Genomic DNA, 5627 nt, shown 5'->3' with positions numbered 1-5627 from the left:
CGGGACGTGGACGCTGGCCACAGGGGACACGCCCGAGCGCAGGAGGCGGCGGCATGCCGAAGGCGGGCAGGTACCGCGAGGGCGTCCCGTGCTGGGTGGCGCTCGCGGTGCCGGACGTCGAACGGGCCCGGCGCTTCTACCGCGGCCTGTTCGGCTGGGACTTCGTCCCGACCGGACCGGGCGAGGCGGTCGCCACGCTGCACGGCGCGCAGGTCGCGGCCGTCGGGCCGCCGTCCGGACCGCCCGCCTGGCTCACCTGCCTCGCCACCCCGGACGTCCGCCGCAGCGCCGCCGCCGTCCGCGCGGCGGGCGGGCGGCTCCTGCGCGAGCCGTACGACGTGCCCGACCAGGGCCGGGCGGCGCTGGCCACGGACCCGCTGGGCGCGCCGTTCGGGCTCTGGCAGGGCGGGCCGGTCCCCGGCGCGGGGCTGGTCAACGAGCCGGGCACGTTCACTTGGAACGAACACCTCTCCCCCGACCCGGACGCCGCCCGCGCCTTCTACCGGCAGGTGTTCGGCTTCACGTACGACCGGCCGAGGGACGGCTACACCGTGTTCCGTGCCCAGGGCCTCCCGGCCGGCGGGATCGGCCCGTCGGAGGGCGCGGGCGCCGCATGGCTGACCGCGTTCGCGACCGAGGACGCCGACCGCGCCACCGACCGGGTGCGCGCCCTCGGCGGCGCCGTCCTCACCGGCCCGGAGCCGACGCCGTTCGGCCGCTCGGCACTGGTCCGGGACGACGGCGGCGCGGTGTTCACCCTGATCGCCGTCCCACCCGACGAGTCGGCGGAGGCGGCCTGACACGACGAGGAGCCCCGAGATGACGTGGAGCCCGACATGACGAAGAAGAAGACGACGCCCGAGGAGCGATTCGCCTCCCTGGTCGACGAGTTGACGCACCTGGACGGCGTGGAGCCACCGGAACCACCAGGCACCGGCCGCCGCTTCGGCTCCGACGCGCTCAAGGCCGACGGCCACATCTTCGCGATGCTGTCGGCCGGCCGCCTCGTCCTCAAGCTCCCTCGCGCCCGCGTGGACGAACTCGTCGCCGCCGCGGAGGGCGAGCACTTCGACGCGGGCAAGGGCCGTCCGATGCGCGAGTGGCTCGCACTCGACCCGGCCTCCGCCCTCGACTGGGACCAACTGGCAAGGGAGGCCTACGTGTTCGTCCATCACTGAGCGCAGCGGTCAGTCCTTGACCGCCCCCGCGAGCCCGGACACCAGCTTGCGCTGCACCGCGACGAAGAACACCAGCACCGGCACGGTCATCAGCGTCGACGCCGCCATGATGCCGCCCCAGTCGTTCTCGTCCGGCTTGAAGAAGACCAGCAGGGCGGACGGCAGGGTCTGGTTCTCGGTCGCGCTGATGATGAACGTCTTGGCGAACACGAAGTCGTTCCAGGCCGCGATGAACGAGAACACGCTCGTCGCCGCGAGGCCCGGCGCCACCAGCGGCAGCAGGATCCGCCACAGGATGCGGGCCCGGCTCGCGCCGTCGATCTGCGCGGCCTCCTCGATGGACTCCGGGACGGCGGCGACGAAGCCGCGCATCATCCAGATCCCGAACGGCAGCGAGAACGCCAACTGCACCAGCACCAGCGACACCAGGGTGTTCAGCCCGACCCCCGGGACGTACCGGCCGGCGTCGCGGAACAGGAAGAACAGCGGGATCGTCAGCGCCTCGACCGGGATCATCTGCGCGATCAGGAACATCACCATGACCGTCGTGCGGAACCGGAAGCGGAACCTCGTCACCGCGACCGCCGCGAGGAAGACGACCACCGCCGACAGCACCACCACCGACAGCGCGACGACCGCGCTGTTCAGGAAGTACCGCCCGAACCCGTCCACGCCCAGCACCCGCCGGAAGCCGTCCAGCGTCGGGTGCGCCGTCCACGGCCTGGGGTCGAGCGACTGCACCTCGCCCTTCGGCTTGACCGCCGAGAGCACCATCCAGAAGATCGGAAACGCCGTCACGACGGCCGCCGCGATCGCGGTCCCGTTCGCGACGAGCCGCCAACCACGCTTACCTGCAAGGAAGTTCACAGATCGCTCCCGGTCCGCCGCAGGGTGCGGATATAGAGGGCCGTCGGGATCACCAGGATCAGCAGCATGATCACGCCGATGGCCGCGCCCAGCCCGTACTGGGAGGAGGCGAAGGCCTTCTGATAGGCGTAGACGTTGAGGACGAGGTTCTGGCCGGCGATGCCGCCGCCCTCGGTCATCACGTAGATCTGGGTGAAGACCTTGAAGTCCCAGATCACCGACTGGATCACCACGATCGTCAGGATCGGCCGCAGCATCGGGGCGGTGACCCGGCGGAAGGTCGTCCAGGTGGTCGCGCCGTCCAGCGCGGCGGCCTCCAGGACCTCCGCGGGGATCGCCCGGATGCCCGCGTAGAGGGTGACCATGACGAACGGGTAGGAGTGCCAGACCACGACGGCGCCGACGATCAGGAACGCCGACCACGTGTCGTAGAACCAGTTGTACTCGTGGAAGCCGGTGAGCCCGAGCCGCACCAGGGTGTGGTTGACCAGGCCGAGGTTGGTGTCGAACAGGAAGCTCCACACCGTCGAGCCGGTCATCGCGGGCGCCGCCCAGGCCGCCATCGCGGCGGTGGTCAGCACCAGCCGCGGCCACCGGCCGACCCGGGTGAGCAGGACGGCGAAGGTGGCGCCGACGGCCACGGTGGCGGCCACGCAGAACGCGGCGAAGCCGACCGTCTGCAGCAGCACCGTCCAGAACTGGCCGTCGCCCAGGACCTTCTCGTAGTTGCCGAGCCCCACGAACGAGGTCGGCGCCCCGCCGGAGGCCTGCGCCTGCCCGAAGTCCAGCACGGACAACAGGCCGAGCTGGTAGATCGGATAGGCGACCAGCGGGATCATGACGACCGCCGCCGGCAGGAGCAGCAGCAGCGGGGGCCGGTGCCGCCGGCCGCCCGGGGGCGCGGCCGGCAGCGCCGGAACGGTGGCGGAGGAAGCGGACACGTGCGGGACCTGCTCTCTGCGTGCGGGCCGGTCTCAGTGCGCCGGTCTCAGTGCGCCGGTCTCAGTGCGCCGCGAAGGCCGAGGTGATCTGGGTGGCGGCGTCGCCGGAGGCCTTCGCCACGTCCGCCTTGCCGGTGACGACCTGCTGGAGCATCGTCGGGATCACCGCCTGGGCGTCGATCTGCGTCCACGCCCGGTCGAGCGGGACGAACCGGGTGCCGGCCGCGATGGTGTCGATGAACGGCTTCAGGAACGGGTCCTTCGCCGCGACCTTGGCGCTGACGGACTTGAGCGTCGGCAGGTTCCCCATCGCGTCGTACATCTGCTCCTGGTAGGCCGGCCCGGCCAGCAGCTGCGCGAAATCGACGGCGAGCGAGCGGTGTTCGGCCGCCTTCATCACACCGAGGTTGTTGCCGCCCGCGAACGCCGGCGCGATCGACCCCGGCTTCTCCCCGGGCAGCGGCACCACGCCGTACGCGCCCTTCACCGCGCCCGCGTCCACCTTGCTGCGGCTGGAGTTGGGCAGGATCGCCATCGCCGCCTTGCCCGCCGCGAACAGGTCGACGGTCTTGCCGCCGGTGAGGTCGGCGCACTGCTGGGCCGGACAGCCGTCGGCGCCGAACAGGTCGGTGTAGCGCTTGATCCCGGCCTGCGCGGCGGGCGAGTCGATCGCCGCCTTGAAGCCCGCACCGTCCTTGGCGGCGATGTCACCGCCCGCGTCCCAGACGAACGGCAGCGCGCCGTAGGTGTACCTGCCGCCGACCGCGATGCCGTAGGTGTCGGGGTGCGCGGCGTGGATCTTCCGCGTGGCGGCGACGAGTTCGGCGTACGACGCGGGCGGGGCGAGCCCGGCCTCGGTGAACAGGTCGGTGCGGTAGTACAGCGAGCGCACCGCGACCCACCACGGCACGCCGTACGTCTTCCCGTCCACGACGGCCGTCCTGGCGATCACCGGGTCGAGGTCGCCCCTGTCCCGCCATTTGTCCAAGTCGGCGCCGATGTCGGCGAGGCCGCCAGCGGCGACGTAGCCCGGCAGGTCGGTGTTGCCGAACTCGACCAGGTCGGGGGCGCTGCCGGGGTCGTTGAACGCGCCCTTCATCTTGGCGGCACGGGCCGAGGCGTCGGTGTCGATGTAGCCGACATCGACGGTCACGCCCTGGTGGGAGGCCTGGAACTCGGCGACGGCCTTGGCGACCACGGCCTCCTTGGCGGCGTTGCCGGCCTCGTTGAACAGCCACACCTTCAAGGCGCCCGTCCGCTCGTCGGACCCGGCGCCGACCGGCGCCGAGGTGCCCGGCGCGCAGGCGGCCGCGGCCAGGCAGCCGACGGCGATCGCGGCGGCCGCGGCCGTCCGTCCGATGAATCGCATGGTGGAGACCTCCCCTCCCGACAGCTGCCGCAGGGACGTGCGCCGCTGGGGACGGGCACGTCGAAGCAGGCCCTGACCGGGGCCGATGGTGGGTGGGTGGGTGGGGTACGGCAGGGCGGAATCCGACGGGCCGGGGGCGGTGCGAGGGGTGCGGGGGGTGCCGTCGCCTGCTCGATGGCAGGGACGTTAGGCGCGGGCGCTCGCGGCCAACAAGAGGCGGTTCACGAAGTTTTGCACTGCACAACGTTGTGTCGAGAACGCGGCGATCCGCCCGCGAACGGGTACGTTCTGAGCCATGACGGACCCAGGACCAGGGCCCAGGAAGCCCGCGCCCGAACGCAACCAGTCCTCCTCGCTGCGCCGGGCCCTCGCCGTCCTCGGCCACGTCCGCGACCACGGCGACGGGCGCGGCGTCCCGCTCGCCCAGCTCGCCGAGGCCCTCGACCTCAACAAGAGCACCGTGCTGCGCCTGGCCGGCCCGCTGCTCGACGAACACCTGCTGGAACGCGACCGGGAGACCGGCTGGTTCCGCCTCGGCCACGGCTCACTGCGGCTCGGCCAGGCCTACCTCTCCACCCTCGACCTGCGCAGCGTCGCCGCCGAACACCTGCGCCGGCTCCAGCGCGAGGCCGGCGAGACCGTCCACCTGACCGTCTGGCAGGCGCCCGGGATCGTCTACCTCGACAAAGTCGAGGACGAGACCAACGTCCGCATGGCCTCCCGGGTCGGCAGCCGCGCACCCGCCTACTGCACCGCCACGGGAAAGGCGATCCTCGCCTGGCTGCCCGACGAGGCCGTCACCGAGGTCGTCGCCGCCGGCCTGCGCCCGGTCACCGCCCGGACCATCTCCGACGAGCCCCGCCTGCGCGCCGACCTCGCCCGGATCCGCGCCCGCGGCTACTCCATCGACGACCGCGAGAACGAACCCGAGGTCCGCTGCGTCGCCGCACCCATCTTCGACCACACCGGCGAGGTCACCGCCGCCCTGTCCGTCTCCGGCCTGACGTCCCGGATGACCGCCGCCCGCGTCCGCGCCCTGGGCCCGGTCGTCGCCCAGGCCGGCCTCCGGATCTCCCGCGAACTGGGCTCCGACCACCAGCCGTCGTGACCGGCGGAATGCCGCGGAACCTCGGGAAGTCCCGGAAAAAAGCGAACAAGGCCCGGCACCCGAATGGGCACCGGACCTCGTCCGACAATAGAGCGCCAGGCCCGGGTCGCACGGACTCTCCCTACTGAAAGTAGGACGTGCTCTGGTAGCACCACTGACGCCTG

The 5627-nt window shown here is 72.2% G+C and carries 6 protein-coding genes; 3 read left to right on the top strand and 3 right to left on the bottom strand.

The window, feature by feature from the left end; all coding sequences use genetic code 11:
* The first annotated feature begins 53 nt into the window (after window positions 1-53).
* Both AB0O00_RS10690 and AB0O00_RS10685 read left to right on the top strand, forming a co-directional pair.
* Window positions 54-800: a VOC family protein gene (locus AB0O00_RS10690; protein WP_363650261.1), complete on the top strand. Its 747-nt coding sequence runs from the start codon at window positions 54-56 to the stop codon at window positions 798-800.
* Between the two features lie 36 nt (window positions 801-836).
* On the top strand, window positions 837-1178 hold the full coding sequence (locus tag AB0O00_RS10685) for a hypothetical protein (RefSeq protein ID WP_363650259.1): 342 nt from the start codon (window positions 837-839) through the stop codon (window positions 1176-1178).
* A gap of 9 nt (window positions 1179-1187) precedes the next feature.
* On the opposite strand, the gene AB0O00_RS10680 is transcribed toward AB0O00_RS10685, so the two are convergent.
* The 3 genes from AB0O00_RS10680 to AB0O00_RS10670 form a co-directional block, all read right to left on the bottom strand.
* Window positions 1188-2045, bottom strand: coding sequence for a carbohydrate ABC transporter permease (locus tag AB0O00_RS10680; RefSeq protein WP_363650257.1), 858 nt, complete (start codon window positions 2043-2045; stop codon window positions 1188-1190).
* Window positions 2042-2956: a sugar ABC transporter permease gene (locus AB0O00_RS10675; RefSeq protein WP_363650267.1), complete on the bottom strand. Its 915-nt coding sequence runs from the start codon at window positions 2954-2956 to the stop codon at window positions 2042-2044. Before AB0O00_RS10675 ends, AB0O00_RS10680 begins: the two co-directional genes overlap by 4 nt.
* Window positions 2957-3047: 91 nt before the next feature.
* The gene (locus AB0O00_RS10670; protein WP_363650255.1) at window positions 3048-4355 is read right to left on the bottom strand and encodes an extracellular solute-binding protein; all 1308 of its coding nucleotides are present in this window, start codon (window positions 4353-4355) and stop codon (window positions 3048-3050) included.
* A gap of 295 nt (window positions 4356-4650) precedes the next feature.
* Between AB0O00_RS10670 and AB0O00_RS10665 the strand changes: the two genes are divergently transcribed.
* Window positions 4651-5463 carry an IclR family transcriptional regulator gene (locus AB0O00_RS10665; RefSeq protein WP_363650253.1) on the top strand — a complete coding sequence of 271 codons (813 nt, stop codon included), beginning with the start codon at window positions 4651-4653 and terminating at the stop codon, window positions 5461-5463.
* Window positions 5464-5627 lie beyond the last annotated feature (164 nt).

Origin of the sequence: Kitasatospora sp. NPDC093558 (genome assembly GCF_040683475.1) — a bacterium.
Taxonomy (GTDB): Bacteria; Actinomycetota; Actinomycetes; order Streptomycetales; family Streptomycetaceae; genus Kitasatospora.
This window is presented reverse-complemented; position numbering and strand designations above follow the sequence as displayed.

Bases quoted from the DNA above. Each gene is read 5' to 3' on its own strand.
- AB0O00_RS10690 (WP_363650261.1), top strand. From the start codon at position 54: ATGCCGAAGGCGGGCAGGTACCGCGAGGGCGTCCCGTGCTGGGTGGCG.
- AB0O00_RS10685 (WP_363650259.1), top strand. From the start codon at position 837: ATGACGAAGAAGAAGACGACGCCCGAGGAGCGATTCGCCTCCCTGGTC.
- AB0O00_RS10670 (WP_363650255.1), bottom strand. From the start codon at position 4,355: ATGCGATTCATCGGACGGACGGCCGCGGCCGCCGCGATCGCCGTCGGC.
- AB0O00_RS10665 (WP_363650253.1), top strand. From the start codon at position 4,651: ATGACGGACCCAGGACCAGGGCCCAGGAAGCCCGCGCCCGAACGCAAC.